The sequence below is a fragment of the Kribbella sp. CA-247076 genome (assembly GCF_050942445.1).
In the GTDB taxonomy this organism is placed as follows: domain Bacteria; phylum Actinomycetota; class Actinomycetes; order Propionibacteriales; family Kribbellaceae; genus Kribbella.
The window spans coordinates 639,432-665,642 of sequence record NZ_CP192051.1; the positions used below are offsets into that span (position 1 = coordinate 639,432).

Annotated in this window: 25 protein-coding genes; 13 read left to right on the plus strand and 12 right to left on the minus strand. The window is 70.6% G+C overall.

Going from position 1 to position 26,211, the window contains the following annotated elements; translation table 11 throughout:
* Positions 1-7: 7 nt before the first annotated feature.
* The 6 genes from tmk (at position 8) to ACQPYZ_RS03120 (ending at position 7,947) form a co-directional block, all read left to right on the plus strand.
* Positions 8-1,993 (plus strand): dTMP kinase, encoded by a 1,986-nt coding sequence (gene tmk, locus ACQPYZ_RS03095; protein WP_433164986.1) that lies wholly within the window; start codon positions 8-10, stop codon positions 1,991-1,993.
* Positions 1,990-3,159: a DNA polymerase III subunit delta' gene (locus ACQPYZ_RS03100; protein ID WP_433164988.1), complete on the plus strand. Its 1,170-nt coding sequence runs from the start codon at positions 1,990-1,992 to the stop codon at positions 3,157-3,159. The genes tmk and ACQPYZ_RS03100 overlap by 4 nt, the downstream gene beginning before the upstream one ends.
* Positions 3,160-3,266: 107 nt before the next feature.
* A complete protein-coding gene (locus ACQPYZ_RS03105; protein ID WP_433164990.1) occupies positions 3,267-3,932 on the plus strand; it encodes a DUF4190 domain-containing protein in 666 nt (221 codons plus the stop codon).
* Between the two features lie 25 nt (positions 3,933-3,957).
* On the plus strand, positions 3,958-5,082 hold the full coding sequence (locus tag ACQPYZ_RS03110; RefSeq protein WP_433164991.1) for a DUF4190 domain-containing protein: 1,125 nt from the start codon (positions 3,958-3,960) through the stop codon (positions 5,080-5,082).
* A gap of 223 nt (positions 5,083-5,305) precedes the next feature.
* The gene (locus ACQPYZ_RS03115; protein WP_433169617.1) at positions 5,306-6,346 is read left to right on the plus strand and encodes a PSP1 domain-containing protein; all 1,041 of its coding nucleotides are present in this window, start codon (positions 5,306-5,308) and stop codon (positions 6,344-6,346) included.
* Positions 6,343-7,947, plus strand: coding sequence for an alpha/beta hydrolase (locus ACQPYZ_RS03120; protein ID WP_433164992.1), 1,605 nt, complete (start codon positions 6,343-6,345; stop codon positions 7,945-7,947). The genes ACQPYZ_RS03115 and ACQPYZ_RS03120 overlap by 4 nt, the downstream gene beginning before the upstream one ends.
* A 35-nt stretch (positions 7,948-7,982) precedes the next feature.
* On the opposite strand, the gene ACQPYZ_RS03125 is transcribed toward ACQPYZ_RS03120, so the two are convergent.
* Positions 7,983-8,609 (minus strand): hypothetical protein, encoded by a 627-nt coding sequence (locus ACQPYZ_RS03125; RefSeq protein WP_433164994.1) that lies wholly within the window; start codon positions 8,607-8,609, stop codon positions 7,983-7,985.
* Between the two features lie 81 nt (positions 8,610-8,690).
* Here ACQPYZ_RS03125 and ACQPYZ_RS03130 point away from each other — a divergent pair, with 81 nt between their 5' ends.
* Genes ACQPYZ_RS03130 through ACQPYZ_RS03140 form a run of 3 tightly spaced genes read left to right on the plus strand, consistent with a single transcriptional unit; the run spans position 8,691 to position 11,338 of the window.
* A complete protein-coding gene (locus tag ACQPYZ_RS03130) occupies positions 8,691-9,026 on the plus strand; it encodes a sterol carrier family protein (RefSeq protein ID WP_433164996.1) in 336 nt (111 codons plus the stop codon).
* 47 nt (positions 9,027-9,073) lie between these two features.
* Complete coding sequence (locus ACQPYZ_RS03135) at positions 9,074-10,360, plus strand: MFS transporter (protein ID WP_433164998.1); 1,287 nt, start codon at positions 9,074-9,076, stop codon at positions 10,358-10,360.
* 12 nt (positions 10,361-10,372) lie between these two features.
* Entirely contained in the window at positions 10,373-11,338 is a 966-nt protein-coding gene (locus ACQPYZ_RS03140) for a hypothetical protein (protein ID WP_433164999.1), read from the plus strand.
* On the opposite strand, the gene ACQPYZ_RS03145 is transcribed toward ACQPYZ_RS03140, so the two are convergent.
* Complete coding sequence (locus tag ACQPYZ_RS03145; RefSeq protein WP_433165001.1) at positions 11,335-12,753, minus strand: PLP-dependent aminotransferase family protein; 1,419 nt, start codon at positions 12,751-12,753, stop codon at positions 11,335-11,337. The genes ACQPYZ_RS03140 and ACQPYZ_RS03145 overlap by 4 nt on opposite strands.
* An 82-nt stretch (positions 12,754-12,835) precedes the next feature.
* On the opposite strand from ACQPYZ_RS03145, the gene ACQPYZ_RS03150 reads away from it, so the two are divergent.
* The 3 genes from ACQPYZ_RS03150 to ACQPYZ_RS03160 are packed head-to-tail and all read left to right on the plus strand — an operon-like array spanning position 12,836 to position 15,317.
* Complete coding sequence (locus ACQPYZ_RS03150) at positions 12,836-13,645, plus strand: methyltransferase domain-containing protein (RefSeq protein WP_433165003.1); 810 nt, start codon at positions 12,836-12,838, stop codon at positions 13,643-13,645.
* Positions 13,639-13,794: a hypothetical protein gene (locus ACQPYZ_RS03155; protein WP_433165005.1), complete on the plus strand. Its 156-nt coding sequence runs from the start codon at positions 13,639-13,641 to the stop codon at positions 13,792-13,794. The genes ACQPYZ_RS03150 and ACQPYZ_RS03155 overlap by 7 nt, the downstream gene beginning before the upstream one ends.
* A 32-nt stretch (positions 13,795-13,826) precedes the next feature.
* Positions 13,827-15,317, plus strand: a complete 1,491-nt coding sequence (locus ACQPYZ_RS03160) for a CHAD domain-containing protein (protein WP_433165007.1) — start codon at positions 13,827-13,829, stop codon at positions 15,315-15,317.
* Between the two features lie 992 nt (positions 15,318-16,309).
* On the opposite strand, the gene ACQPYZ_RS03165 is transcribed toward ACQPYZ_RS03160, so the two are convergent.
* The 9 genes from ACQPYZ_RS03165 to ACQPYZ_RS03205 all read right to left on the minus strand — a co-directional run bounded on the left by ACQPYZ_RS03165 (position 16,310) and on the right by ACQPYZ_RS03205 (position 24,715).
* Positions 16,310-16,666 (minus strand): PAS domain S-box protein, encoded by a 357-nt coding sequence (locus ACQPYZ_RS03165; protein WP_433165009.1) that lies wholly within the window; start codon positions 16,664-16,666, stop codon positions 16,310-16,312.
* Positions 16,667-16,874: 208 nt separating this feature from the next.
* A complete protein-coding gene (locus tag ACQPYZ_RS03170) occupies positions 16,875-18,521 on the minus strand; it encodes a solute symporter family protein (protein ID WP_433165011.1) in 1,647 nt (548 codons plus the stop codon).
* A complete protein-coding gene (locus ACQPYZ_RS03175; RefSeq protein WP_433165013.1) occupies positions 18,518-18,862 on the minus strand; it encodes a DUF485 domain-containing protein in 345 nt (114 codons plus the stop codon). Before ACQPYZ_RS03175 ends, ACQPYZ_RS03170 begins: the two co-directional genes overlap by 4 nt.
* 199 nt (positions 18,863-19,061) lie before the next feature.
* On the minus strand, positions 19,062-20,690 hold the full coding sequence (locus ACQPYZ_RS03180) for a cation acetate symporter (RefSeq protein WP_433165014.1): 1,629 nt from the start codon (positions 20,688-20,690) through the stop codon (positions 19,062-19,064).
* Positions 20,691-21,071, minus strand: coding sequence for a hypothetical protein (locus tag ACQPYZ_RS03185; protein ID WP_433165016.1), 381 nt, complete (start codon positions 21,069-21,071; stop codon positions 20,691-20,693).
* 1 nt (position 21,072) lies between these two features.
* Positions 21,073-21,822, minus strand: a complete 750-nt coding sequence (locus tag ACQPYZ_RS03190; RefSeq protein ID WP_433165018.1) for a LytR/AlgR family response regulator transcription factor — start codon at positions 21,820-21,822, stop codon at positions 21,073-21,075.
* 9 nt (positions 21,823-21,831) lie between these two features.
* Positions 21,832-22,962: a histidine kinase gene (locus ACQPYZ_RS03195; protein ID WP_433165020.1), complete on the minus strand. Its 1,131-nt coding sequence runs from the start codon at positions 22,960-22,962 to the stop codon at positions 21,832-21,834.
* 17 nt (positions 22,963-22,979) lie between these two features.
* Positions 22,980-23,717: a metallophosphoesterase family protein gene (locus tag ACQPYZ_RS03200; RefSeq protein ID WP_433165021.1), complete on the minus strand. Its 738-nt coding sequence runs from the start codon at positions 23,715-23,717 to the stop codon at positions 22,980-22,982.
* 56 nt (positions 23,718-23,773) lie between these two features.
* On the minus strand, positions 23,774-24,715 hold the full coding sequence (locus ACQPYZ_RS03205) for a hypothetical protein (RefSeq protein WP_433165023.1): 942 nt from the start codon (positions 24,713-24,715) through the stop codon (positions 23,774-23,776).
* Between ACQPYZ_RS03205 and ACQPYZ_RS03210 the strand changes: the two genes are divergently transcribed.
* Positions 24,693-24,914, plus strand: a complete 222-nt coding sequence (locus tag ACQPYZ_RS03210) for a hypothetical protein (RefSeq protein ID WP_433165025.1) — start codon at positions 24,693-24,695, stop codon at positions 24,912-24,914. The two genes, ACQPYZ_RS03205 and ACQPYZ_RS03210, sit on opposite strands and share 23 nt — an antisense overlap.
* 103 nt (positions 24,915-25,017) lie before the next feature.
* Here ACQPYZ_RS03210 and ACQPYZ_RS03215 read toward each other — a convergent pair whose 3' ends face one another.
* On the minus strand, positions 25,018-26,199 hold the full coding sequence (locus ACQPYZ_RS03215; protein WP_433165027.1) for a hypothetical protein: 1,182 nt from the start codon (positions 26,197-26,199) through the stop codon (positions 25,018-25,020).
* Between the last annotated feature and the right edge of the window lie 12 nt (positions 26,200-26,211).

The following is a 26,211-nucleotide window of genomic DNA, read 5'->3' on the forward strand; positions in this document are numbered from 1 at the left end:
TTGCGGTGTGCCGGAGGTTTATGACCCGCTGACTGATCCTGCACCGGCGCATGACGTGCGCGCGGTGTTGCGCATCCGGGCGTTCCGGCGGCTCTGGATCGCGTTCGGGCTGTCCAGCCTGGGCGACTGGATCGGGCTGCTCGCGCTGACCGCGATGGCGAAGTCGCTCGCCGGCGACGACTACCAGGCGGCGAACTTCGCCATCGGCGGCGTGCTCTTCCTCCGGGTGCTGCCCGCGCTGGTGATGGGCCCGGTGGCCGGCTGGGTCGCCGACCGGCTGGACCGGCGCTGGACGATGATCCTCGGCGACCTGATCCGGGCCGCGTTCTTCGTCAGCATCCCGATCGTCGGCACGCTCACCTGGGTGCTGGTCGCGACCGTGCTGATCGAGATCGTCAGCCTGGTCTGGGGCCCGGCCAAGGACGCCAGCGTGCCGAACCTGGTGCCCCGGCACCGGCTCGAGGCGGCCAACCAGGTCAGCCTGATCACCACCTACGGGACGGCGCTGCCGGCCGCGGTCATCTTCACCTCGATCACGCTGGTCTCCCGCTGGGCCGGGGACTTCGCCATCGACCTCGCGGTCTACGTCAACGCCGCCACCTTCGTGGTGTCCGCGCTGGCGATCGTGTCGGTGGCCGAGATCGGCCGGGCCGTGCACGACCACGAGGAGCACCCGACGCTCTGGCGGACCATGGTCGAGGGCTGGTCCTACGTCACCAGTACGCCGGTCGTCCGCGGCCTCGTGGTCGGCATCTCCGGGGCGTTCGCGGCCGGCGCGGTCGTGATCGGCCTCGGCCGCACGTACGTCGAGGACCTGAAGGCCGGCGACCCCGGGTACGGCGTCCTGTTCGGGGCCGTGTTCGGCGGTCTCGCGCTCGGGATGGGGTTCGCGCCGCGGCTGTTCTCCGGCCTGTCCCGGCGCCGGTTGTTCGCGGCCGGGCTGGTCGGCTCGGGCATCTGCCTGGCTGGGCTGTCGCTGATCCAGCAGATCGAGATCGCCACCATGATCGCGATCCTGCTCGGCTTCTGCGCCGGCGCCTCTTGGGTCTCCGGTTACACCCTGCTCGGCCTCGAGGTCCCGGATGCGGTCCGCGGCCGGACGTTCGCCTTCGTCCAGTCCGCCGTACGGACCGTGCTCGCGGTCACGCTGGCCGTCGCGCCGTTCGCCGCCGGCGCGATCGGCCGGAACACCTGGACGATCGGTGGCCGGTCGGTCACCTATAACGGTGCCGCGATGACCATGCTGATCGCCGCCGTCGTGGCCGGGGTGATCGGCCTGATCGCCTGGCGGCAGATGGACGACCGGCCAGGTGTCCCGTTCTGGCGCGACGTACGGCGGAGCTTCGGCAAGACTCCCGGGGTGTACCCGACCACCGGGTTGTTCGTCGCGCTCGAGGGTGGCGAGGGCGCGGGCAAGTCGACGCAGTCCGCGTTGCTGGTCGAGTGGCTGAAGGAGCAGGGCCAGCAGGTCGTGCTCACCCGCGAGCCGGGCGCGACCGATCTCGGCAAGACCCTCCGCGGAATCGTCCTGGACCCGGCCACCGGCGACATCTCCCACCGTGCCGAGGCGTTGCTGTACGCCGCCGACAAGGCCGAGCACGTGGACTCGGTGATCAAACCCGCGCTGAAGGCGGGCGCGGTCGTCATCACCGACCGGTACGTCGACTCCGCGCTGGCGTACCAGGGATCCGGGCGGGATCTCGACCTGTCCGACGTGGAACGCGTCAACCGCTGGGCCACCGACGACCTCCGGCCGAACCTGACCATCCTGCTCGACCTCCCGCCGAAGAGCGGGCTCGACCGGTTCGCCGAGCGGGACCGGATCGAGGCGCAGTCGCACGACTTCCACGTCCGGGTCCGGAACGCGTTCCTCGAGCTCGCCGCGGCCGAGCCGCAGCACTACCTGATCCTCGACGCCACCCAGGACCGCGAAGAGATCGCCCGGCAGATCCGCGCCCGCCTGCAACCACTCCTGCCAAAGGTGGACTTATGAGTGTCTGGGACGACCTGGTCGGGCAGGAGCCGGCGGTCGCCGTACTGCGGAAGGCCGTGGCGGCTGCGGAGGCCGGCATGCGCGGCGAGAGCGGGGCCGCGGTCGCCGGGATGACACACGCCTGGCTGATCACCGGGCCGCCCGGCTCCGGCCGGTCGAACGCGGGCCGAGCCTTCGCGGCCGCCCTGCAGTGCCAGGACCACGGCTGCGGCGAGTGCAACGAGTGCCGTACGGCGCTCAGCGGCGCCCACCCCGACGTGTCGCTGATCCGCACCGAGCTGCTGTCGATCCGGGTCAGTGAGATCCGCGAACTCGTCCGCCGGGCCGCGATGAGCCCGACCCAGGGCCGTTGGCAGGTGATGGTCGTCGAGGACGCGGACCGGCTGACCGAGCAGGCCGCCGACGCGCTGCTGAAGAGCATCGAGGAGCCTGCGCCGCGGACCGTCTGGGTGCTCTGCGCGCCGACCGTGGAGGACGTCGTACCCACGATCCGGTCGCGCTGCCGGCTGCTCGTTCTGCGCACTCCGCCGGTGGACGCGGTCGCGACCATGCTGACCGGCAAGCTCGGCGTGGACCCGGAGCTCGCGGGCTTCGCCGCCCGGGCCGCTCAGGGGCACATCGGCCGGGCCCGCGCGCTCGCGCGGGACGCCGAGGTCCGGGACCGGCGGAACAAGGTGCTTGAGGTCCCGTTCGCGCTGCGCGATCTCGGCGCCTGCCTCAAGGCCGCGCAGCAGTTGGTCGAGGCGGCCAAGGAGGAGGCCAAGGCCAGCGCGGAGAAGGTCGACGAGAAGGAACGCGCCGAGCTCGAGCAGGCGCTCGGCGTCGGCACCAAGGGCGCGAAGCCGCGGGAGGCGAACGCCGCGCTGAAGGAGCTCGAGGACCAGCAGAAGGCCCGGGCCAAACGCTGGGAACGCGACGTGCTCGACCGGTCACTGGTCGACCTGATGGCGCTCTACCGCGACGTCCTGATGGTCCAGACCCACGCGGGCACCGAGTTGATCAACGCCGAGCTCGGCCCGAACATCCGGCAACTCGCGGGCCGGACGACGCCTGAGCAGACGATTCGAAGGATCGACGCCATCGCAGCCTGCAGAGAGGCGATCGAAACCAACGTCGCGCCCCTGCTCGCGCTCGAGGCGATGACGATCGCGCTCTTCGAGGGATGACGATCACGTCCGCTTAGCGGGCGGCAGGTGTAACACCGAGACCGGCCGGTCCGATGACTGGGTGTCCGGGCAGAAGGCTCGGCGACACCCTGCCCGAACGGACCTGAATGACGCAACCGCCCCCGATCCAGCCCGCCCGGCCTTCACTGCCGCCGGCCGAGTCCTGGCTCGCGGGCGTTCCGACCCCCGCGCAGCGGCGCCAGGACCGCTACGCCATCGCCGCGCTGGTGACGAGCCTGCCCGGCCTGGTGCCGGTCGCCGTCGTCCTCGCCGGGATCGCGCTGCGCCGGATCAAGCGGACCGGGAGCCGCGGCAAACGGCTGGCGTACGGCGCACTGGTGATCAGCCTGTGCTGGACGATCGCGATCGGCGTCGCGGTCGCCCTCGGCCTGTACGGCGAACGCCGGGCCGGCATCGGCCGTACGGTCGCCATCTCCGAGGTCGCCGTACAGCAGTGTTTCGACGCCGACCTGGACGCGGACACCCTGCGGGTCGTCCGGATCGCCGACTGTGCGGTCGCGCACACCGGCGAGGCGTACGCGAAGGTCCGGGCGAGCCTCGCCGGGCTGTCGGTCGAGGACAAGGGGACGGTCGCCACCCAGCAGTGCGCGACCGCGTTCGGTGCCTTCGTCGGCAAGCCGTACGAGCAGTCGGAGCTGGACATGTACTACGTCGTCCTGGAGGACCGCGCGGTTGCTGACGGCAACGTCCTCTGCCTGCTCGGCCGGCCCGGGACCCACCTGACGGGTAGCATGCGCGGGTCGCAGCGGTAACACCGGCGGGGGAACTGGGGGAAGCGTGAGTCAGCCACCGTACGGCCCTGAGCCCGAACGGCCGCAGGACGTACCGCGATCGTTCCCCAGCTACACCCGCCCTGAGCCGACGCCTGGGCAGGGGGTTGGGGGACAGGCGGCGGACGAGACGCAGTACGGGGAGCAGTCGTCAGCGACGCAGTACTACGGGCAGTCCGGGCCGACGCAGTACGGGCAGGCGGCCGGGGCATCGGGTGCGTCGGCGGGATCGACGCAGTACGGGCAATCGGCGGGGTCTACGGAGTGGACGGCGCCGGGGCAGCAGCAGTCGGGTGGGCAGTCGCAGCACGGGACGTCCTACGGGCAGTCGGCGTACGGACAGGCTCCCGGGCAGTCGGCGTACGGGCAGGCTCCCGGGCAGTCGGCGTACGGGCTGGGTGCCGGTCAGGCGGCGTACGGGCAGGGGCCTGGGCAGGGGCAGTACGGGGCGGGGTATGGGTATCCGGGGACGTGGCCGGCGCAGTACGGGTACGGCTATCCGGGTCAGGGGAACGGCGGCACGAACGGGCTCGCGATCGCCTCGCTGGCGACGGGGATCGGCGGCTTCTGCATCGGTATCGCCGCACCGGTCGCCGTCGGCCTCGGCATCGGCGCCTTGGTGCAGCTCAAGAAGCGCCCGCAGGCTGGCAAGGGCATGGCGATCGCGGGCCTGATCCTCGGAGGCCTGGGCACCATCGGCTGGGCAATCTACCTCGTGGTGATGATTGCGATCGGCGTCAGCGCCGACGACGACCACGGCGCCCCCGCGCCGTCGTACTCGACGTACATCGACGACCTCGCCGTCGGCGAGTGCTTCGACGACGGCGAGGAAGAGGACGAGGTCGTCCGCCGGCCGTGCACCGAACCCCACGACGGCGAGGTCATCGCCGGCGTCACCCTCCCCGACGGCCCGTACCCCGGCGACCGCGAGGTCGACAAGTCCGGCGAGGACGCCTGCATCACCGCCTTCTCCGAGTACGTCGGCTCGACCGTCAAGACCACCGAACTCGAGTGGGACTACTGGACCCCGACCAGACAACTCTGGAACGCCAACGACCGCCTGGTGGTCTGCGCCGCCTACGGCCCCGACTTCAACCAACTGACTGCCACCGTCAAGAACACCCGCCGCTAGTCCCTCTCGAACACCGCGGCCGCCGGGGTGGTGCAGTTCGACAGGAGGTGTCTGGTCGGCGGCCCTGTTCGGTGGCCGGTTCACGCGGGGACTGGCCGGCAGTGGGCGTATACGTCCTGTTGAGTTGCAACAAACTCCTGCACGCTCCCGCGGGACACCGCAGAGGGCGGGGCTGCGTAGTCCGCGTGCGGGAGACAGCAGCAAGTACGCTGGCCGCGTGGGCATGGTGATGGCTGTGTCGTTCGAGCGGTACGGACGGCTCTACTACCTGGACCCCGGCCCGCATCGTCCGCGCGTCGGGGACAAGGTGCTGGTTCCGACCGATGACGGTCCGGAGGTGGCGGAGTGCGTGTGGGCGCCGCAGTACGTCACCGAGGAGATCGGCGGGCTTCCGCTGTGTGAGGGGATCGCGACTGCGGCCGACCTGGACCGGGACGAGCAGAACCGGCGGCGGCGGGCCGACGCGCGGGTGACGGCGAAGCGGTTGATCCGTCAGCACGGGCTGCCGATGAAGGTGGTCGGGATCGACTTCGTCGACCGGCGGCCGGACGTGGACCAGCTGGTCATCGTGTACTTCTCCGCCCCGCACCGGGTGGACTTCCGCGAGCTCGTCCGCGACCTGGCTCGGGGTCTGCGGGCCCGGATCGAGCTGCGCCAGGTGGGTGCACGCGACGAGGCGCGGTTGCAGGGCGGGATCGGGCCGTGTGGGCGGGATCTGTGCTGTGCGACGTTCCTGAAGGACTTCGAGCCGGTCAGCGTCCGGATGGCGAAGGACCAGGACCTGCCGCTGAACCCGCTGAAGATCTCCGGCGCGTGCGGGCGGCTGATGTGCTGCCTGAAGTACGAGCACCCGTTGTACCAGGAGTTCAACGCGAAGGCTCCGCCGACCGGAACCCAGGTGGAGACCCCCGCGGGTGATGGAGTGGTGGTCGGACACAACGTGCCGAGCGACACCGTGGTGGTGCGGTTGGCGGCGTCGGGGCGGCGGTGCGCGTGCAGCCGCGCGGACGTCTGCTCGCCGCGACAGCAGTACGAGGCGTCCAGTACGACGACCCCGGACGCACCAGCCGTGCCGCCGGAAGCACCCGCGGACGACCCCGCAGCCGCGCGGACAACTGAGGTTGCAGCGACCGCTGAGGGACTGGACGCTCGGGACGCCGGAGAAGCTGGGGCGGACGCGGCGGCGGGTGACCAGCAGCGGCGGCGGAAGCCTCGGCGGCGCCGGCGGTTGCACCATGACGACGAGGGAGACACTTCGCAGTGAGATACCGCAGGACGACCGCGCTCGGCCCGCACGTGAGAGGTCGGGTCGCAGCCCGGCCCGGTCGCCTCCGAGCAGGCTTCGTCGTGGTCGCCGCGCTCGCGGTCGTGGCCAGCGGTTGTGGTGTGGCCAGCCGGGCCCAGGACGCGGGCGAGGGCAGCACGAGCGGCTCCAGCGGTGGCAACCCGACCAAGGCACCCGCGGGCCCGGTCCCCGCGGGCCTGGAGAAGTTCTACGAGCAGCGGCCCGACTGGGAGCGCTGCGGCTCCAACCAGCAGTGCGCGACCATCAGCGTGCCGCTGGACTACTCCAAGCCGGCCGGCGAGACGATCGAGCTGCGGGCACGGAAGGTGCTCGCGCGGGACCGCGGCGGCAAGATCGGCACGCTGTTCATCAATCCCGGCGGCCCGGGCGCGTCGGGGCAGGAGTTCGCCGCGTCGGCCGGGTTCGTGCTGGGTGCGCAGCTTCTGCGGAAGTTCGACGTCATCGGCTGGGACCCCCGCGGCGTGGCGCAGTCGACGCCGGTCCGCTGCCTGGACACCGCGCAGCTGGACAAGTTCATCGCGACCGACGGCAGCCCGGACGACGAGGCCGAGATCAACGAGCTGAACGAGGAGTCGAAGATCCTCGCCAACGGGTGCCAGCAGCGCTCCGGCGAGCTGCTGCCGCACGTGTCGACCAAGGACGCCGCCCGCGACATCGACGTACTGCGGGGGATCGTCGGCGACTCGGAGTTGTACTACCTCGGCATGTCCTACGGCACGTATCTCGGTGCGACGTACGCCGAACTGTTCCCGAAGAACGTCGGCCGGCTCGTGCTGGACGGCGCCGTGGACCCGTCGAAGACCGCGAAGCAGAACAACATCGCCCAGGCGAAGGGCTTCGACACCGCGCTGGACGCGTTCGCCGCGGACTGTGCGCAGCGGTCGTGCCGGCTCGGCGGCACCAAGGAGGAGGTGCTCGCGAAGGTCGACAAGCTGATCGACGACAGCGACGCGACCCCGCTGCCGGGGGACGGGAAGCGCCAGGTCACGCAGGCCCTGGTCGTGCTGGGGATCATCTACCCGCTGTACGTGAAGGACTTCTGGCCGCGGCTCGAGGACGCGGTCCTGGACGGCCTGGCCGGGAACGGCGCCCGGCTGCTGGCGCTCGCGGACGAGTACACCGACCGCGAGCCCAGCGGGTACGCGAGCAACAACAACGAGGCCATCTACGCGGTGAACTGCCTGGACCGCCCCGACATCACCTCGATCGCGCAGGCGAAGGCGGAGGAGCCGGAGTACAAGGCGGAGTCGCCGCGCTTCGGGTCGTTCCTGCTGTGGGGATCGCTCGCGTGCGCGAACTGGCCGGCGAAGCCCAAGGACAAGCCGCACCCGGTCCGGGCGGCCGGGGCGAAGCCGATCGTCGTCGTCGGTACGACGCGGGACCCGGCGACGCCGTACGAGTGGGCCGTCGGGCTGGCGAGTCAGCTGGACAGCGGGGTCCTGATCACCCGCGACGGTGACGGGCACACCGGCTACAAGTCCGGCAACGCGTGTGTGGACAACGCCGTGGAGAGCTACCTGCTGCAGGGCACCGCCCCGACCGCAGACATCAAGTGCTGAGCGACATCAAGTGCTGAGACCGCCCCGGCAGGCGGTCAGCTGGGCCGGGTGTCGTTCGCGGACGCCGGCAGCTCGAGGGTCTCGGTCGCGTGCTCGAGGACGGCGCGCAGGGCGGCCTCGTCCTTCGGGCGGCCGCCGACGGTGATCTCGATCGCCGAGCTCTGGTCGTTGTCGGTGGAGATCCAGCGGGACAGACCCATCCGCGGCCCGCGCGCCTGGTCGACGTACGTGTAGATCAGGGTGCCGTTGTCGCGGCTGATGACCTTCAGGTCGCGCTCGTCGATGCTGCCGGCCCGGCTCGTGACCTGCTCGTCCGGCGAGCGGCTGCTGCCGCGGGTGTCGAACCGGATCTGCCAGACGCCGGTCGGGTCCGCGAACCGCGGCCGGGTGCCGTCCTGCGGGCTCTTCCAGCCGGTGGGGACCTCGGCGGACACCGGGCTGTCCTTGGTGCCGAAGGTCTGCTGGCCGTACTTCAGCGAGTCCGACCGCAGGCAGTCGGTACAGGCAGGGGTGCTGGGCGAGGGTTGCGCGTTCACGACCCCCGCGGGCGTGTCGTTCCCGAACAGGTTGCCGTTGATGGCCAGCACGCTGCCGAACACGGCGACGCCGACGGTCATCCCCGCCAGCGTCATCAGCAGCGCCTGGTGCCTGGGCGTGAGCATCCCGACCTCGCTTCCGTCTCTCCCGCCTGATTATCGACCACGAAGGGGGCGAGTCCACAATCGCGCGTACGCTGGCACGTCGTGGATCCCGCTTTCGACCAGGCCCTGCAGCGGTACGACGCCGGTACGGCGGAGCGCGCCGACCTGAAGCTGCTGACCAAACACCTGCTGAAACTCCTGGTCGCGAAGGCTCCCGGGCACGCGGTCGAGGTCCGCGTGCCGCCGTACGGCGCGGTGCAGTGCATCGAGGGCCCCCGGCACACCCGCGGGACCCCGGGAGCCGTGGTCGAGCTCCCGGCCGAGCTGTGGATCGAGCTGGCCCTCGGCCGCACCACCTGGGCGGACGCGCGCGCCGGCGGCCGCCTGCGCGCGAGCGGTGAGCGCACCGACCTGAGCGCGCTGCTCCCGCTCGCCTGACGGAAAACGGTTCCTCGCCGGGTGACGGCGCGTGTCACCATGTGCCGGTGGCATCCCGTGTGCGCGAACGCCTGTCCCGGCTGCGCGTCGATCTGACTCCCTGGCGCGGCTCCCGCGACTTCCGGATCCTGGTGATCTCCGGGTCGGTCTTCTACCTCGGCGGCATGGTCGGGTACGTCGCCCTGCCCTATCAGCTGTACCAGCTGACGCACTCGAACTTCGCGGTCGGCGCGATGGGTCTGGTGACCATCGCCCCGCTCGTCGTCTTCGGCCTGTACGGCGGCGCGCTCGCGGACCACGTGGACCGGCGGAAGATGCTGATCGGCACCGGGATCGCCCAGGTGGTCATCTGCGCGCTCCTGCTCGCGAACACCCTGCTGTCGAACCCGCAGGTCTGGCTCATCTACGTCTGCGGCGGCCTGAACGCGATCGCCTCGTCGCTGCAGCGGCCGAGCCGGGACGCGCTGTTCCCGCGGGTGGTGAAGCACGAGGAGATGCCGGCCGCGGTCACGCTGAACGCGCTCACCCTCCAGGTCGGGCAGCTCGCCGGACCCGCGTTCGGCGGCGTCCTGGTCGCCACGGCGGGTGTCGCCTGGGCCTTCACGGTCGAGCTGGCCGGACTGGCCGCCGCGACGCTGCTCTACCTGCTGCTCCGGCCGTACAAGACGAGCGAGCACAGTACGCCGCCGAGCCTGCGGGCGATCGGCGAAGGCATCACGTACGCCGTCCGCCGCCGCGACCTGCTCGGGACGTACGTCGTCGACATGGTCGGCATGTTCCTGGCGATGCCGATCGTGCTGTTCCCCGCGTTCGCGACCGAGGTGCTGAACCAGCCGAAACTGCTCGGTCTCCTGTACAGCGCGGAGGCCGTCGGGGCGATGCTCGCGACCCTGACCAGCGGCTGGGCCCGGCACGTGCACCACCACGGCCGGGCCGTCGTGCTGGCGACGATGACCTGGGGCGCGTCGGTCGGGATCGCCGGGCTGGCGCCGAACATCTGGTTCGCGATCGCGTTCTTCGCGCTCGCGGGCGGCGCGGACATGATCTCCGGCCTGTTCCGCGCGGTGATCTGGAACCAGACCATCCCGGACGAGATGCGCGGCCGGCTGGCCGGGATCGAGATGCTCTCGTACTCCCTCGGTCCGCTCGGCGGCCAGTCCCGCTCCGGCCTGGTCGCGGACCTCACCAGCGTTCGGACGTCGATCGTCAGCGGCGGCGTGCTGTGTGTCGCCGGCGTGGTCGCCACCGCCGCCTGGCTACGAGACTTCTGGCGGTACGACGCCCGTACGGACGAACACGCGGTTCGCGAAAGGGAGTTGCGCGCGGCGAGTTAGAGTCAACTCACCATGCGTATCCGTCCTGTAGTCCTGGTTGCCGCACTGCTCGTCGTGGGTGGCTGCGGTGGTCCCGGCAACGAGACCGCGCCGAACGTGCCGCCGCTGGTCTCGGTGACTACGACGCCCCCGAAGACGCCCACCGAGACGCCGTCGCCGAGCACCCCACCGACCGCGAAGGTCGCGGAGACGCTGTGCGTGCGGATGGATCAGCCGCTCGTGCAGGCGACGCTCGGGACGCCGGTGGTGACGCTCCAGACGAAGGCGGCGCCGGCCGACTTCGGTCTGCCGACGTACGACGTGTGCCAGTTCGGGTTGAGCACGAGCCCGAACGGGCCGGTGCTGCGGGTCGGGATTTCGGTGCTACCGGCAACGAAGGCGACGCTGACGGCCGCGCAGAAGGCCTACGCGGCGACGAAGGGTGAGCCGGCCAAGCCCGCGGTCGTCGGCGAGGGCGGGTTCGGCACCAGCACGTCCGTGGTCTTCCTGCTCGACGGACGGCTGTACAAGGTCAGCGGTCCACCGGCCACGCTCGCCAAGTACGTCGTCCTCGGGCAGGAGGTGGTCCGGCAGGCGCCCGGGCTGCCCGAGCCGCAGCCGCTGATCGCGCGGCCGGACTGCGCGCGCGGCTCGTCGGCCGCGGCGAAGGTGATGGGTGCGCCCGCGATGATCCGCCGGGACGGCGAGACCGCGCTCGGCGACCTGGTCTGCGGCTGGGTGAACCCGACCAGCGTGCTGTCCACGTCGGTACGCCGTACGCCGCAGGCCGAGGCGTTGATGGCGCCGATCCGCAAGTCCCCGACCGCGCAGTCGATCCCACTCGGCGACGAGGCGTACGTCGACGCCGCCACCGGCCGGACCACGATCCGGGTCGGCGCCGACAAGCTCGTCGACCTCGTACCACTCCCGGCCCGGGCGATCGACCCGGACACGATGACGTCGTTCGCCTTGGCGATGTCCCCGCTCTACACCCGCTAGAGGACCTCTGCGATGGTGGCGATGGCTTCGGTGAGCTCGGTCGGGGTGCGGGCGGCGTAGCCGAGGACGAGGCCCGGCGCGTGCGGGAGTTGGCAGTGCCAGGAGAGCGGGTGCGTCTTCACGCCCTTCTGGAGTGCGGCCGCGGCCAGCTCGACGTCGTTCACGTCGTCGTCGAAGGTGATCGTCAGGTGCAGACCGGCGGCCGCGCCGTGCACGGTTGCTGAGGGCAAGTAATTGGTGACCGCCCGGACCATGGCGTCGCGCCGGGTGCGGTGCCGGCGGCGGAGGAAGCGGAGCTGGCGTTCGAGCTCACCGGACTCCATCAGGTGGGCCAGGGTCAGCTGAGGGAGGGCCGCGTTGCCGAGGTCGGCCAGGCGCTTCATCGCGATCAGCTCGTCCTTGTACTGCGGAGGCGGCAGCATCCATCCGATCCGCAGCGACGGCGCGAGCAGCTTCGACACGCTCCCTGCGTAGATCACCTGGTCGGCCAGCATCGCGCGCACGGCGGACACGGGTGGACGGTCGTACCGGTGCTCGGCGTCGTAGTCGTCCTCCATGATCAGCCCGCCCTCGGCCGCCCACTGGATCAGCTCGCGCCGTCGTTCACCGTCCAGTACGACGCCGGTCGGGAAATGGTGGGCCGGTGTCACCATCACCACGCGGGCACCGGATTCCCGCAGCAGGTCCACCCGGAGACCGCCCTCGTCGACCGGGATCGGCGGGGTGCCGAGACCCCAGTTCTGCAGGTGCTGGCGGGATCCGAGAGACCCCGGATCCTCGACCGCCATTTCCGTGACTCCGCGGGACTTGAGGACCTGCGCGACCAGGCCGATCGCCTGCGAGACGCCGGCCACGATGATCAGGTCCTCCGGGTGCGCGGTGATGCCGCGGTTCCGCGCCAGCCAGTTGGCGACCGCGCGTCGGAGCGCCGGCGTCCCGGACGGGTCGCCGTACCCGAACTCCGCCGACTCGAGATCGCCCAGGACCGCGCGCTCCGCCTTCAGCCAGGCCGCCCGCGGAAACGCGGCCAGGTCCGGCACTCCCGGCGTGAGGTCTATCCGAGCGGGAGCCGCGCGCAGGCTGTCGAACACGTCGAGCCCCGGCTCAGCTCCGAGCACGCGTCGCCCTGAACCACTCGTTCCACCCTCCGACTCCACTCCGGCGCCGGGCTGAATCGTCGCGGCGACCACAACGGTGCCGGCGCGGCCACGGCCGGCGACATGGCCGTCCTCGGTGAGCCGTTGGTAGGCCTCGGTGACCACGCCGCGGGAGACCTGCAGCTCGGTCGCGAGGACCCGCGTCGCCGGGAGCCGGCTGCCGATCGGGAGGCGGCCGTCCGAGATCGCCGTACGAAGTCGCTCGGTCAGCCAGTCCGACAGCCCGCCCGGCGGCGCCTCCGCAGGATCCAGCTGCAAGAAATCAGCACCTGCTTTGGACCGACCAATTCCGCCCTGATTGGACCTGTTCACCGGTCCATAATGCCGTCAGCGTGGAGATATGGGAACTGACTACGTACACGGCTACACGCCGGCCGAAACCCGCCGCCTGACCGACCAGGCGCAGACCCTCGCCGACCTCCTGCACGCCGGCATCACCTACCCGGCCGGCAGTCGCGTGCTCGAAGCGGGTTGTGGCGTCGGCGCGCAGACCGTCCAACTGGTGACCCGCAGCCCCGGCATCGACCTCGTCTCCGTCGACATCTCCGAGGAGTCGCTAGCCCAGGCGAAGGCCCGGGTGAGCACGCTCGCGGCGGACGCCCGCGTCGACTGGCGCCATGCGGACCTGCTCGACCTCCCCTTCCCCGACGAATCCTTCGACCACGTCTTCCTCTGCTTCGTCCTCGAGCACCTACCCAAACCCGAGGAGGCGCTGACCAAGCTGCAGCGCCTCATCCGACCCGGCGGCACGATCACGGTGATCGAGGGCGACCACGAGTCGGCGTTCTTCCACCCGCGGAGTACGGCGGCGCAAGCGGTCATCGACTGCCTCGTCGACCTACAGGCCGGGTCCGGCGGCGACGCGTTGATCGGCCGCCGGCTCCAACCGCTGCTCAAGGACGCCGGGTACGGCGACGTCCGCGCGTGGCCCTGCACCGTGTACGCCGACGAGACCCTGCCGCACCTGGTCGACGGCTTCACCCGCAAGACCTTTATCGCGATGGTCGAGTCGGTCCGCGAACGCGCGATCGCCGCCGACCTGCGGACCCCCGCCGAGTGGCAGACCGGCATCCGCGACCTCGAGAAGACCGCGGCGCAGGGCGGCACCTTCCACTACACCTTCTTCACCTCGGTAGGCCGAAAATGCTGATCCTGTTGCTGTTTCTCGTCCTGATCGCCTGGGCTCTGCAGTGGAATCACGACCGCCAGGTCTGGCCGTCCACGCCGGGCATCGCGCGCAACGGCGTACCCGACCGAGATGTGGAACGGCTTGCTGCCGATCTGCGGGCATTGCGCTGACCAGTTCATGAACACCTGGTAAACAGGAGGGCATGTCGCCTTCCGAGCAGCTCGAGATCGAGACCAAGTACGACGTCGACGAGGCCGCGAGCCTGCCGGCGCTGCACGACCTGCCAGGGGTCGCGAGTGTCGCGCAACCGGTGGAGCTCGACCTGGACGCGGTGTACTACGACACCGAGTCGATGACGCTCGCTGCCAACAAGGTGATCCTGCGCAGACGGACCGGCGGCGAGGACGACGGGTGGCATGTGAAGTTCCCGGTGTCGTCCGGTGAGCGGCTCGAGGTCAGGCATCCGCTCGGCCGGTCGAACCGCAGCGTTCCGGTCGCGGTCGTGCGCACGGTCCGCGTGCACGTTCGCGACCACGAGCTCGTCCCGGTGGTGACGTTGAACACCAAGCGCGTCGTCCACCGGCTGCTCGACGCGGACGGCGCGGTGCTCGCGGAGCTCGCCGACGATCGCGTGACCGCCGTCGTCCCGGGCGCCGAGCCGGACAGCTGGCGCGAGTGGGAGCTCGAGCTCGTCGGCGGCGACCGCAAGCTGCTCGAGGCCGCCGAGGACGTGCTGCGTTCCGCCGGCGCGTCACCGGCGTCCGGGCCGAGCAAGCTGGCGCGGGCGCTGGGCGATCGGGTGCCGACGGCGGACGAGTGGGAGTTGCCGTCGAAGCCGGTGACCTCGGACCTGTTCCGCGCGTACGCCGGTGCGCAGGTGCAGGCGATCCGCGAGCGGGACCCGGAGGTACGGCGGGACGTGCCGGACTCGATCCACAAGTTCCGGGTGGCGACGAGGCGGCTGCGGTCGGCGCTGGCGACGTACCGGCCGGTGGTGGACCGCGAGGCGGGCGACCGGATCCGCGACGAGCTGAAGTGGCTGGCCGGCGAGCTCGGGGTCGCCCGCGACGCCGAAGTACAACGGGAACACTTCGCCGCCGAGGTCGCCGAACAGCCGGCCGAGCTGGTCATGGGCCGGGTCGCGGGGCGGATCGACGACCACCTGCGGGGTGTCTACAAGGAGGGCCGGACGGGTGCGCTGGCCGCGCTGGAAAGCGAGCGGTACTTCCGGCTCCTGGACGCGCTCGACGAGCTGATCGCCAAACCGCCGCTGACCGGGGACGACAAGAAGGCGAAGAAGCAGATCGGCGACCTCCTCGACCACGACTGGAAGCGGATGCGGAAGGCGGTCCGCCGCTCGCAGGACGCCGAGACGTCGGCCGAGCAGGACCACGAGCTGCACGAGGTCCGCAAGGCCGCCAAGCGACTCCGGTACGCCGCCGAGTCCGCCGTACCGGTGCTCGGTGACGAAGCCTCCGACCTGGCCGACCGGGCCGAGAACGTCCAGGAGGTCCTCGGCGAGCACCAGGACTCCGTCGTCTCCCGCGACCTCCTCCGCCAACTCGCCGTCCAGGTCCACCTCGACGGCGGCAACGCCTTCACCTTCGGCCGCCTCCACGCCGCCGAAGAACAGCGAGGCACCCGCTCCCGAGACGCCTTCTACACCCTCTGGCCCAAACTAAAACTCGGCTGACGTTCTCCCGCGCGGTGCCGCGCGAGTAATCCCGCGCGGTGCCGCGCGAGTAATCCCGCGCGGTGCTGCGCGCGGCTCCTGCGTCGCCGTGCTGCGCGCCGCTCCCACCCGCCCGACTGCGCGCGCTGTCGCGCTTGATTGACGCGCTGCCGCGCGTGGTCGACTGCGGGGTGGTCGTCGTGGCACGCGTGCTGGTGTGCGTGTGGTTACCCCCGCGCGGTGCTGCGCGCGGCTCCTGCGTCGCCGTGCTGCGCGCCGCTCCCACCCGCCCGGCTGTGCGCGCTGTCGCGCTTGATTGACGCGCTGCCGCGCGTGGTCGACTGCGGGGTGGTCGTCGTGGCACGCGTGCGTGGTGTGCGTGTGGTTGCCCCCGCGCGGTGCTGCGCGCGGCTCCTGCGTCGCCGTGCTGCGCGCCGCTCCCACCCGCCCGGCTGTGCGCGCTGTCGCGCTTGATTGACGCGCTGCCGCGCGTGGTCGACTGCGGGGTGGTCGTCGTGGCACGCGTGCGTGGTGTGCGTGTGGTTGCCCCCGCGCTGTGCTGCGCGCGGCTCCTGCGTCGCCGTGCTGCGCGCCGCTCCCACCCGCCCAGCTGCGCGCGCTGTCGCGCTCGATTGACGCGCTGCCGCGCGTGGTCGACTGCGGGGTGGTCGTCGTGGCACGCGTGCGTGGTGTGCGTGTGGTTGCCCCCGCGCTGTGCTGCGCGCGGCTCCTGCGTCGCCGTGCTACGTGCCGCCCCCCGCCCGACTGCGCGCGCTGCCGCGCTGAATTGACGCGCTGCCGCGCGTGGTCGACTGCGGGGTGGTCGTCGTGGCACGCGTGCGTTGAGTGCCTGTGCTTGCCCCGCGCGATGGTGCGTGGTCGACCGTGACGTGGTTGTAGGGCCGGTGACTGGCGGGTGCGTGTGGTCGTCACTGGGCGGCTGGTTGCCGCGGACGCGCGGACCGTGGGTGGGCGGCGGCACTGCACGCAGCACCTGCGTTGCCGGGGGCGGGTTAGAGGGGCTCGATCGAGTCGGAGGGGCCTTGGTCGGGGGAGAAGGCGGAGAGGGCTCCCAGGACTTGGCCTCGGGTGTCGTGGATGACGTTGAGGTGGACCTCCAGGCGGACCGTTCTACCGGTCTTGTGGAGGGCCGGGACGTTGAAGGAGCCGTGGTCGACGACGCCGTCCGTGGACTTCATGGCGGCGTCGAAGCCGATCCAGTGGCGCTCCCGGTAGTCGGGCGGCACGATCAGGTCCAGCGTCGCACCGACGGCCTCGTCCGCCTCGAATCCGAACAGGTCGGTCATCCCGGAGCTCCAGTAGTCGATCACTCCGGAAGGGTTCGCGAAGATCACCGCTGAGTTCGTCATGACTCGACGCTAGGCAAGTTGTCGGCGTGGCGTCGACGACGCACACCCCACAGATCGCGACACACCGCAAGCCGAAGACGGACAGCGCAAGAGGCGCCAAAAGGAGACGGACCCGGGCAGGGGGCCGGGTCCGTCTGGGGTGGGGTGGGGCTGTCAGGCAGGTTCGCGGGTGGTCAGCAGGGCCTGCCTGACAGGTCTTCGGCGGCGGTCAGTGCTGGACCGCCTTCTCGGCGCCCGCGCCGGTCAGGGAGCGGACCTCCATCTCGGCGTACTTGTCGACGTCGGTCTGTTCCTTGCTGGTGACGGTCCCGAGCCAGCCGAGGAAGAAGGCCAGCGGGATCGAGACGATGCCGGGGTTGTCCAGCGGGAACCAGTGGAAGTCGATGCCGGTGTCGGTGATCATCGACAGGCTGGCGCCGGTCTTGGCATCGACCTTGCCGGAGACGACCGGGCTGAACGCGATCAGGATGATCGCCGAGCCCAGACCGCCGTAGATGCTCCAGAGCGCGCCGCGGGTGTTGAACCGCCGCCAGAACAGCGAGTACAGGATCGTCGGCAGGTTCGCGCTGGCCGCGACCGCGAACGCGAGCGCCACCAGGAAGGCGATGTTCTGGCCGTTGGCGAAGATGCCGCCGACGATCGCGACCGCGCCGATCACCAGCGCGGTGATCCGGGCGACCCGGACCTCGCCGTCGGCGTTGACCTCGCCCTTCTTGATGACCTGGCCGTAGACGTCGTGCGCGAACGACGTACTCGCGGTGATCGTCAGGCCGGCCACGACCGCCAGGATGGTGGCGAAGGCGACCGCGGAGATGACGCCGAGCAGCAGTTCGCCGCCGAGCTCGAACGCCAGCAGTGGCGCGGCCGAGTTCGCCCGGCCGGGAGCGGCCCTGATCGCGTCCGGGCCGACGAGCGCGGCGGCGCCGTACCCGAGGACCAGGGTGAACAGGTAGAAGATGCCGATGATCCAGATCGCCCAGCTGACGCTGCGGCGGGCTTCCTTGGAGTTCGGCACGGTGTAGAAGCGCATCAGCACGTGCGGCAGACCGGCGGTGCCGAGCACGAGCGCGAGCGCCAGCGAGATGAAGTCCAGCTTGCTGATCCCGGTCGCGCCGTACTGCAGGCCCGGGTTGAGCAGGTTCTCACCAGCCGTTGGGCTGCGGTCGACCGCCGCACCGAGCAGGCTGGACAGGTTGAAGGTGTACTTCGCCAGCACCCACAACGTCATCAGGCCGGCGCCGAGCACGAGCAGGACGGCCTTGATGATCTGCACCCAGGTGGTGCCCTTCATCCCGCCGACCAGCACGTACGTGATCATGATGATGCCGACCACGGCGATCACCAGGCTCTGCCCGGCCCGGCCGTCGATGCCCAGCAGCAGCGCGACCAGACCCCCGGCGCCGGCCATCTGCGCCAGCAGGTAGAAGAAGCAGACGCCGAGGGTCGAGATCGCGGCCGCCATCCGGACGGGCCGCTGCTTGAGCCGGAACGACAGTACGTCGGCCATCGTGAACCGGCCGGTGTTCCGGAGCAGTTCGGCGACCAGTAGCAGGGCGACGAGCCAGGCCACCAGGAAGCCGATCGAGTAGAGGAAGCCGTCGTACCCGTTCAGGGCGATCGCTCCCGCGATGCCGAGGAAGGACGCGGCGGACAGGTAGTCGCCGGCGATCGCGACGCCGTTCTGCGGGCCGGTGAAGGACCGGCCGCCGGCGTAGAAGTCGGCCGCGGTCCGGTTGTTCCGGGAGGCCTTGATGACGATCGCCAGGGTGGCGATCACGAACAGCGCGAAGATCGCGATGTTGACCGTCGGGTTGCCGATGTCGGTTGCCAGTGGCAACAACAGGGGTGCGCTCACTGGTCGGCTCCCTCGATCTGGTGGCGGAGCCGCTCGGCGTCCGGGTCGATCCGCTTGTCGGCCCAGCGGACGTAGGCCATCGTGATGGCGAAGGTCGACACGAACTGTCCGAGCCCGAACAGCAGCGCGACGTTGATGTTGCCGCCGACCCGCGTGGACATGAAGCCGGGTGCGTAGGCGGCGAGCAGGACGTAGACGAAGTACCAGACCAGGAACAGGCCGGTCATCGGGAACACGAAGCGCCGGAACCGGCGACGCAACTCGGAGAAGTCCGGTGACACCTGGACGTCTCGGTACGTCGTCAGCTCCGGATCGCCCGCGGATCGCGTCGTGTCGCTCATCGCGGGACCTCCAGACATGGATCAGGCCGGGCGGATGGGCCGGCAGGGGCTGCTGCTGGTCGTACTGTGGTCCGGATCACGGCACGGCCGACAGCACCCGCGCGCATCGAGCGCTCAGCGGACCACACCAGTCGTTCGGTGGATCACCGCACTGCGACGAGCGGTCGAATCCTCACGACGAGCGGTCACCACCCTCCGTTCATTCGTCGCGCTTTGACCCTTCGTCCGAGATCGACCGCGCAGGCCCGATCGCGTGAGGGTCAAAACGCGACGAATGAACGGCGAGGGAGGTGAAGCCGCGGTCCACGTCGACGGCCTCGGGGGTGTGCAGGCGGACCATGCTGCGGGCGGTGCCGGCCGGGATCTTGTCCGGGGTCAGCTTGGACACCACGATCACGGTGACGAACGCGAGCGGCATCGTCCAGGCGGCCGGTTGACCGACCAGTGCCTGCGGCCAGCCGCTGTCCGGGCCGCCGACGACGTTGACCAGCGCGGCCGCACTCGCCGCGACCCCGCCGACGATCAGCCCGGCCGCGGCGCCGGTCGTGGACATCCGCCGCCACCAGATCCCCAGCACCAGCAGGGGACAGAACGTCGATGCCGCCACCGCGAACGCGAGCCCGACAGTGTCCGCGAGACTCAACGCACCGGTCAGCAGGAACGCGAGATACGGCACGCACATCGACAGCAGCGCCGCGATCCGAAAGCTGTTTACGGCGACGTAGTCACCGCCGGTCCACCGGTGCAACCGGCTCCGCAGCAGGTCCTGGTCGATCACGCCGGCGATCGCGACGGTCAGCCCGGACGACGTCGACAGGAACGCCGCGAACGCCCCGGCCGCGACCAGCGCACCGAGCAGATCCCCTGCGGTCCCGGGGAAGATCCGTCCCGGCAGCTCGAGGACGACGGTGTCCGCCCCACTCCCGACCAGGTCCGGTGCGAACGTCCGCCCGAGGACGGCGTACATCGGTGGGAAGAGGTAGAAGATCCCCAGCAGCGCCAGTACGACGACGGTCGTACGACGTGCCGCCCGGCCGTCCGGATTCGTGTAGAACCGGACCAGCACGTGCGGCAGGCCCATCGTCCCGAAACAAAGGGCCAGGAGCAACGAATACGTCGCGTACAGCGGATGGTCCCGACCGCCCGCGGTGGACAGCGGCTCGGCCCATTCCGCACCCGCGCCCTGCAACGCCTCGAGTACGCCGACCGGATGCTCGACGGATCGCCACGCGATCAGGATGACGAAGATCGGCAACGCCAGCGCGGTCAGCTTCAGCCAGTACTGGAACGCCTGGACGAACGTGATCGACCGCATGCCACCCGCGGCGACGTTGATCACCACGATCACCGCGACGACCGCGGCCCCGACGTCCGGCGGCGCCCCGGTGACGGTCTGGAGGGTCAGCCCGGCGCCGTGCAGTTGCGGGAGCAGGTACAGCGTGCCGATGCCGACGACGAGGCCGGCGCAGATCCGCCGGACGAAGGCCGACTCGAAGCGGGTCTCGGCGAAGTCGGGCAGCGTGTACGCACCCGACCGGCGCAGCGGGGCGGCGACCAGGACGAGCAGCATCAGGTAGCCGACCGTGTAGCCGACCGAGAACCAGAGCATGTCCGCGCCGTTCACCAGCACCAGGCCGGCCACCCCGAGGAACGACGCCGCCGACAGGTACTCGCCGCTGATCGCGGACGCGTTCCACCGCGGCGTCACCACCCGGCTGGCGACGTAGAAGTCGCTCGTGGTCCGCGAGATCCGCAACCCGAACAGCCCGATGCCGATCGTCGCCAGGATCACCAGCACGATCGCGGTCAGACTGGTTGCCGGTGACATCTACTGCCGTCCGACGAACTCGGTGAACTCGGACTCGATCCGTTCGGCGTGGCGGACGTAGATCCGGGCGGCGACGTACACCACCGGGTAGACGGCGACGCCGAGGATCACCCAGGGGAGCGGTACGCCGAAGACGTCCAGAGTGCGCGTGGCCGGGACCAGGACGAACAGCAGTGGGATCCCGCCGAGGACGACGGCCGCACCGGCGATGACGGCGAGCGCGAGCCGGAGCTGGGACTGGATCAGCGAGTGCATGTAGACCTCGCCGAGGCGGGTCTGCTCGTCGATCTCGCGGGTGCCGGTCGGGGTGATCGGACGGCGGGCGGCGCTCGTCCGCGGACTCGTGACCCGGACCCGGCGCGGTCCCTCCGGCGTACTCATGTCAACTCCGCAGCGACGTCGAGCGGACCAGCAGGTCGCGGAGTTCGCGGGTGTGCCGGCGGCTGACCGGCAGCCAGTCGCCGCCGACCCGGACCGCGCACCGGCCGCCGTCGACGCGCATCTCGTCCACGTGCGCGAGGGCGACGAGCGTACTGCGGTGGATCCGGGTGAACCCCGCGTCGCGCCACCGCTCCTCGAGCGTGCTCAGCGGGATGCGGACGAGGTGCGAGTTCTGCCCGGTGTGCAGGCGGGCGTAGTCGCCCTGCGCCTCGACGTAGCGGACCGTCGACCGCTGGACGAAGCGGGTGACACCCGCCAGCTCGACCGAGATCACCTCGTCGTCGGTCTCGTCCGCGCTCTGCAGCGCGGCCGGGGCGCCGGCCGTGACCACCCGGCGGACCGCCTCGGCCAGGCGCTCGGCCCGGACCGGCTTCATCACGTAGTCGGTCGCTTCGAGCTCGAACGCCGCCACCGCGTGCTCGTCGTACGCGGTGACGAAGACGATCTGCGGCCGCGGCTGGCGGAACTTGGACAGCACCTGGGCCAGGTCGATCCCGGTCAGGCCGGGCATCTTGATGTCGCAGAACACCACGTCCAGGTCGGCGGCCTGCAGGATCTTGAGGGCGTCGGGCCCGTTCGACGCGGTCCTGATCTCGCCGATCCGGCTGTCCCGCGACAGCAGGTACACCAGCTCGGCCAGCGCCGGCTCCTCGTCGTCCGCGACCAGCGCGCGCAGTGGAGTGTCGGCCATGCCCACACCCTAGGGCGAGGCATGCACTCCTGAGGAGTATTTGGGAACTCGAAAGGTCACCTTGGTGCCCGCGTCCACGGCGGTCTCGACGACCAGGCCGTAGGCGTCGCCGTACACCTGCCGCAGGCGGGCGTCCACGTTCCCGAGGCCGACCGAGTCGCTGCCGGACTCGCCCGCCAGCGCGGCCCGGATCACCTCGGGGTCGCTGCCGGCGCCGTCGTCCTCCACGCTGATCTCGGCGTCGTTGATCCGGTCGGTGGCACGGATGGTGATCCGGCCGACGCCCGTCGTACCCTCCAGGCCGTGGCGTACGGCGTTCTCCACCAGCGGCTGGACGACCAGGAACGGGATCACCACCGGCAGCACCTCGGGCGCGATCAGCAGCGACACCTTCAACCGGTCCCCGAACCGGGCCTGCTCCAGCACCAGGTACCGCTCGACGTTGCGCAGCTCGTCGGCGAGCGTGGTGAACTCACCGCCGCGCCGCAGCGCGTACCGGGAGAAGTCGGCGAACTCCAGCACGAGCTCCCGCGCCCGCTCCGGATCGGTCCGCACGAACGAGGCGATCGCGGCCAGCGCGTTGTAGATGAAGTGCGGGCTGATCTGCGCCCGCAGTGCCCGCAGCTCGGCCTCCATCGCCCGGGTGCGCTCCTTGTTGAGCTCGGCCAGCTCCACCTGGCCGGACACCCAGCGGGCGACCTCCTCGGTCGCTCGGACCAGTGCGGCCGACGACTTGATGCTGTACGCCACCAGTACGGCGACCACTCGCTCCTCGGTGACGATCGGCGCGACCACCGCCGTACGGATCGGGCACTGCGGGTCGCCACAGGCCACGTCGTGTGCGCCGAGCACCGCCGTACGCCCGGTGCGCAGGGTGGGCGCGGCCAGAGCCTTGGCGTCGCGGCGGTGGTTGCTCTCGTAGGGTCCGCCGACGCCGTCCCAGGCCAGTACGCCGGACGAGTCGCAGATGGCGATGGCCGCCGTACCGAGGAGGTCCCGGAGGTGGCGGCTCGCTTTGCCGGCCGCGGCCGGGGTCAGGCCCTCGCGCAGGTGAGGAGTGGCCAGCGAGGCCGTATGCAGGGTCGCGTACGTTGCCTTGTCGGCCAGAGTCCCGAAATGCTTCCGCCGTCGTGCGAACACGTGACGACGGTAACCGGTCAGCCCTCCGCGCGGGGCCTGAACGCCTCCAAGGCCTCGGTGTCGGAGTAGTTGGACAGCAGGTACTCCGCGACCCACGCCTCCCGGCCCGGGTACGACGACTCGGCGACGATCCGGTCGGCGGCCTGCCGACTGTCGAGGGCCGACCGACGCAGTTGCACGCCGTCCGGAGTCAACAGGGCCCAGCTGGGGCCGGGAGCGCCGTACGGCATCCCGACGCTGCCCGCGTTGACCACGAGTCTCCGATCGACCTGCCGCGCGAACGGCATGTGCGTGTGCCCGCAGACCACGGTCCGGATCTCGTCCGGCAGCCCGCTGAACACCTGGGCCCACCGCGGGATCGGACTGTCGACCAGCACCATCTCCTCGTCGTCGCGAGGAGTCGCGTGACAGAACAGCACGTCGTCCAGCATGTGGGTGGTCGGCAGCCCCGCCAGCAACTCCACCTGATCCGCCCGCAACTGCTCGGCCGCCCACGGACTGACCCCATCCGGAGCCTCACCCTCGAAGGTCCCCCGAGCCATCGCCACGAGCTCCCGATCCGCGTTCCCCCGAACCCAGACCACCCGATCCCCGAGCGACATCAGCAGATCCAGCGTCTCCACCGGCAACGGTCCACTGGCGATGTCCCCGGCCAGCACGATCACGTCCGCCGCCCGGACGTCCCGCTCCGCCAGCACCGCCTCCAGCGCAGGCAACACCCCATGAACATCCGCGAGCACGGCAACTGTCGTCATCTCACCAGTCTGCGCCGAAACCTGCGGCACCACGCGGCTTGTCTGCCGCCAGCAGATCAGCGGGCGAAGTCGACCTCCTTGGCCGCCGTGATCTCGGTCGCCCGCTCACAAGCGCCGGTGCTGATCGCGCAGCGCACCAGCACGCTCTTGCTGAACGGCGCCTGACCGCCTCCGGACACGAGCGCGACCATCAGCAGATTATCGTTGTCCTCGGCGACGACCCGGTAGAAGCATCCGCGCCACTGCCGGATCACCGCACCGCTGCGCACGTTGAGCGCGGCCACGGAGATGGCACAGTTCCCGTCGGTGTTGGCCGGTGTGCCGATCGCTACGGATCCGTCGGGGGTGAACCCACCGATGGTCTGCTCGCAGCTCTGGAACAGCCGGTCGCCGGTGGTGACGCCGCGGACGGTCGAGCAGCCGGCGTCGCTGCCGGTGGCCGGCAACGAGGACGCCAGCTTGCCGTCCGGCGAGATCGCCAGCGGCGCCGGGACCGTCTTCACCAGCCGGCTGCTGCTCCCCGGTCTCCAGGAGTAGAGCTTCGCCACTTTCTCCGAGCCCTTGACCGAGGCGCTGTAGTAGACCTGACCGTTCGCGTACGCCATCACCTTGATGCTCCGGACGTCCGGCAGTTCCACCGATTGCACCGATCCACCCCGCTCGGAGTAGAGCGTCGCGCCGTACGTCATCTGCCCGTCGACCAACGGCGCGTCGGACGCGTACGCCGCGGCCGCCTGGTCCGAGGCGGAGACGAGCGTGTAGATCCTCGGAGTACGGCGGACGACCGCTCCTGCCGAGTTGAGCTTGAGGAGCTCGCCGGACCCGTCCGCGGTCAACGTGGTCGCCAGCACGCCGTCGCCCAGGCCCGCGACGTCCAGGATGGTGTTGCTGCCCGGAACCTTCAGGTCCCGGCCGCCACCGAGGACCGCACGATCGAGGCGGTAGCTCAGTTGCGGGCCGCGTCCCTTCGGCAGCGTGCCCAGCTCGAGATCGACCACCGTCGGAGCGCTCGGCGCGGAGGGGGTCCTCGACGGCGCAGTCGGCGATGTCGGTGGGGTCGGCGGTGCTGACGGCGGCAGCGGTGTCGGCGAAGGCGACGGCGCCGCCGGGCTCGCTGCCGCGGTAGGTGACACCTTCGGCGACGGACTGCCGCTCAGCGGCGCGGCCTCGGCACTCGAACTCACCCGCGGCCCCTGACGGTAGGCGAGCGCACCACCAACGGTGACGGCGACCACGGCCACCACCACGACGAGGATGACCAGATGCCTGTCCTTCGGTCCCATCCGCAGAGCAGCTCCCGTCAGGACCCGAGAAGGAGAGTGCCCTTGGCAAGCGGCGTTGCCAGCTCGCAGGCACCGGTGGTGATCGTGCACCGGATGATGGAGGCCGGTGACTCCTCACCGGTGTCCGCGAGGATCAGCAGGTGCTGGTCGTCCTCGGCGACGGTCTGCCGGAACACCCCGGACCATTCGTGGAGCAGAGTACCGGCCTTCGCGTCGAGCGCGGCCGCGATCCCGTCGGCGTACCCGTCCCGGTAGAAGGGTCCGGCGATCGCGGTGGTGCCGTCGGGGGTGAAGCCGTCGACCTGGTAGTCGCACGTACGCCACAGCCGCTTGCCGCTCGCGACCGCGAGCACGCTGGTGCAGCTGTTGTAGTCGGTCAGTGTGGTCAGCGACGCCGCGACCGTCCCGTCAGCGGACACCGCGGTCGGTTTCGGCACCGTCTTGATCGCGGTCACCTTGGAAGCACCGGGGGTCCATGAGTACAGCGTCCAGGTGCTGGCGGCCTCCTTGGCCGACGCCTGGAAATAGACTTTCCCGTTGCTGTAGCCGATCAGCGTGGTGTTCCAGACGTCCGGGACGGTGACCTTCTGGATCCGCTCCTGCTCGGCGTAGATGGTGGTGCCGGGCGACTGCTCGCCGAGGTCGGACACCAGGGTGGTGTTGTAGGCGGCGGCCATCCCGTCCTCGGTGGTGACGATCCCGGTGACGTTCGGCGTCCGCCGGAGAATGGCGCCGTCCGAGCCGATGGTCAGCATCTCGGTGGTGTTGTCGTTCCCGCCCACGACGGCCAGGACCGACTGCCCCATCCGGGCAACCCGCTGAATGTCCTGGGTGCCTGGGATCTTGACCTCCTGGCCGGCACCACCGCGGACCGTCCGTCCGGTCAGGTAGGCAACCTGTGGCAGGCGTCCGGCCTTGAGCTGGTCCAGCTTCACTTCCGACTTGACCGGGCCGGATGGTGGCTTCGGCGGGGTGGTGGTCGGTTTCGCGGTCGGGGTCGGCGTGGACGGGGTCGGGGTCGTCGAGGGCTTCGGAGTTTGGCTCGGGCTGGGTGTGGGGGACGGGGAGCCGGTCAGTGGGGCGGCGTCGGCGGAGGCGTTCTGGGGGCCTTGGCGGTAGGCGATGGCGGCGCCGATGGCGACGGCGGCTACTGCGACTGATGCGACCAGGATGACCAGGCGCCTGTTGTTGTTCCGCATCAGCGGCTCCTT

Coding starts and splice junctions, on each gene's coding strand:
- ACQPYZ_RS03115 (WP_433169617.1), top strand. CDS start 5,306: ATGGTGATGGCTGTGTCGTTCGAGCGGTACGGACGGCTCTACTACCTG.
- ACQPYZ_RS03175 (WP_433165013.1), bottom strand. CDS start 18,862: ATGAGCGACACGACGCGATCCGCGGGCGATCCGGAGCTGACGACGTAC.
- ACQPYZ_RS03190 (WP_433165018.1), bottom strand. CDS start 21,822: ATGGCCGACACTCCACTGCGCGCGCTGGTCGCGGACGACGAGGAGCCG.
- ACQPYZ_RS03150 (WP_433165003.1), top strand. CDS start 12,836: ATGGGAACTGACTACGTACACGGCTACACGCCGGCCGAAACCCGCCGC.
- ACQPYZ_RS03165 (WP_433165009.1), bottom strand. CDS start 16,666: ATGACGAACTCAGCGGTGATCTTCGCGAACCCTTCCGGAGTGATCGAC.
- ACQPYZ_RS03180 (WP_433165014.1), bottom strand. CDS start 20,690: ATGTCACCGGCAACCAGTCTGACCGCGATCGTGCTGGTGATCCTGGCG.
- ACQPYZ_RS03105 (WP_433164990.1), top strand. CDS start 3,267: ATGACGCAACCGCCCCCGATCCAGCCCGCCCGGCCTTCACTGCCGCCG.
- ACQPYZ_RS03100 (WP_433164988.1), top strand. CDS start 1,990: ATGAGTGTCTGGGACGACCTGGTCGGGCAGGAGCCGGCGGTCGCCGTA.
- ACQPYZ_RS03185 (WP_433165016.1), bottom strand. CDS start 21,071: ATGAGTACGCCGGAGGGACCGCGCCGGGTCCGGGTCACGAGTCCGCGG.
- ACQPYZ_RS03200 (WP_433165021.1), bottom strand. CDS start 23,717: ATGACGACAGTTGCCGTGCTCGCGGATGTTCATGGGGTGTTGCCTGCG.
- ACQPYZ_RS03125 (WP_433164994.1), bottom strand. CDS start 8,609: ATGCTCACGCCCAGGCACCAGGCGCTGCTGATGACGCTGGCGGGGATG.
- ACQPYZ_RS03160 (WP_433165007.1), top strand. CDS start 13,827: ATGTCGCCTTCCGAGCAGCTCGAGATCGAGACCAAGTACGACGTCGAC.
- ACQPYZ_RS03155 (WP_433165005.1), top strand. CDS start 13,639: ATGCTGATCCTGTTGCTGTTTCTCGTCCTGATCGCCTGGGCTCTGCAG.
- ACQPYZ_RS03215 (WP_433165027.1), bottom strand. CDS start 26,199: ATGCGGAACAACAACAGGCGCCTGGTCATCCTGGTCGCATCAGTCGCA.
- ACQPYZ_RS03140 (WP_433164999.1), top strand. CDS start 10,373: ATGCGTATCCGTCCTGTAGTCCTGGTTGCCGCACTGCTCGTCGTGGGT.